Below are 1,645 nucleotides of genomic sequence, written 5' to 3' on the forward strand. Positions count from 1 at the left end.
GCCACGTAGAGGGGACAGGGGTCGGCCTCCGGCGGTGTGCACTTGACCAGGAAGTCCGTCTTCCCCGCGATGATCATGCGGTCGGCGACCGGGTCCTCCACGGTGCCGAGCGAGGCTCGCTCCACCCCGTGGTGGATCAGCGCCCAGGCGTCCTTGGCGTAGTACGTCTCGTCGAACACGACCGCGCGCGGCCTGCCCAGATCGACGAGGCGCAGGATCCCTCCGAACGCCGCGACCAGCGACGGTCCCAGCCACCCCCAGAGCACGCTTCCCCGCATGGGGGGTAAGAGGCGATCCCGTATCAATCCCATTCGGGCAATTATGGTGATAAATCAGCCTCGATGGACAGCATCATAAAGATCGCGTTTTGGGATGCCCGCCGCCTTCGCCACGTCCACGATCGCCTGCTTCCTCGACACCCCCGACTCCTCCCTGCGCGCCACCTCACCGACCAGGTCCTCGATCACCGGCGGCAGGGCCTGCCCGGCGTATCCCGCGACGACGACCGTGATCTCCCCCCTGACGCCCCCGGCCGCCCACTCGGCCAGCTCCCCGAGACCCCCGCGCCGCACCTCCTCGTACGTCTTGGTGAGCTCCCGGCAGACCGCCGCCCGGCGGTCGGCGCCGAACGCCTCCGCCATCGCCGCGAGCGCGGCGTGCAGCCGGTGCGGCGCCTCGAAGAAGACCATCGTGCGCTCCTCCTCCGCCAGGGCCGAGAGCCTGCGGGAGCGCTCACCGGACTTGCGCGGCGGGAAGCCCTCGAAGCAGAAGCGGTCGCTGGGCAGGCCGGAGACGGCGAGCGCCGTGGTCACCGCGGACGGACCCGGCAGCGAGGTGACCGTGACCCCCGCCTCGACCGCGAGGTGGGTGAGGCGGTAACCGGGGTCGGAGACGCCGGGCATGCCCGCGTCGGTGATGATCAGCACGGTCTTGCCGTCCTGGAGGGCCTGGAGGAGCTCGGCGGCACGTCCGGCCTCGTTGGCGTCGTAGTAGGAGACGACCCGGCCGCCGATCTCCGCGCCCAGCTCCCCCGCGAGGCGGCGCAGCCTCCTGGTGTCCTCCGCCGCGACCACGTCGGCACTCTCCAGCGCGAGCCGCAGCCGGGGCGAGGCGTCGCCCGCCTGCCCGATCGGAGCCCCTGCCAGCACAAGCCTGCCGTTTTCATTCACCGTTTCATCCTCCCGCATTCCTGATCGCCCCCAGCCTGGGAAGAAGCTCTCGAATTAGACATCTGACAGGTTTTCTCTGGGCTGGAGGGGGTGGGGGGACCGTACGATGTCGGAGTGGCCGTGACCGACTTCACCAACCAGGCGTCAGAGCAGCCCGAGCCCCAGCCGTCCGGCGGGCACGAGGGCTCGGTGCGCGACCGGCTGGTGCCGCCGATGCCCGGCGGCGCCCTGTGGGGCTGGCTGGGCCCGCTGCTGGTCGCGGTGTTCGGGGGCATCCTGCGCTTCACGAACCTCGGCCACCCGCGCGCGATCATGTTCGACGAGACGTACTACGCCAAGGACGCCTGGGCACTGATCAACTTCGGTGCCGAGCACAACGTCGTCAAGGACGCCGACAAGATCCTGATGGACGGCAGCACCGCGATCTGGCAGGACTGCGCGCCCAACGAGATCGACAAGTGCGCCTCCTACGTGGT

The 1,645-nt window shown here is 70.0% G+C and carries 1 protein-coding gene and 2 pseudogenes; 1 reads left to right on the forward strand and 2 read right to left on the reverse strand.

Annotated elements, in window-relative coordinates; translation table 11 throughout:
- Both AB0B96_RS40790 and rsmI read right to left on the reverse strand, forming a co-directional pair.
- Positions 1 to 278: pseudogene (locus AB0B96_RS40790) on the reverse strand (phospholipid carrier-dependent glycosyltransferase); the annotation flags it as partial.
- Positions 279 to 332: 54 nt separating this feature from the next.
- Positions 333 to 1,187, reverse strand: a complete 855-nt coding sequence (gene rsmI / locus AB0B96_RS40795; protein WP_350950451.1) for a 16S rRNA (cytidine(1402)-2'-O)-methyltransferase — start codon at positions 1,185 to 1,187, stop codon at positions 333 to 335.
- Positions 1,188 to 1,283: 96 nt separating this feature from the next.
- On the opposite strand from rsmI, the pseudogene AB0B96_RS40800 reads away from it, so the two are divergent.
- Positions 1,284 to 1,645 (forward strand): annotated as a pseudogene (locus tag AB0B96_RS40800) (phospholipid carrier-dependent glycosyltransferase); the annotation flags it as partial.

The organism is Streptosporangium sp. NPDC049046, assembly GCF_040649155.1.
Lineage (GTDB): Bacteria > Actinomycetota > Actinomycetes > Streptosporangiales > Streptosporangiaceae > Streptosporangium.

Excerpts from the sequence above, each read along its gene's own strand:
- rsmI (WP_350950451.1), bottom strand. The coding sequence starts at position 1,187 with ATGCGGGAGGATGAAACGGTGAATGAAAACGGCAGGCTTGTGCTGGCA.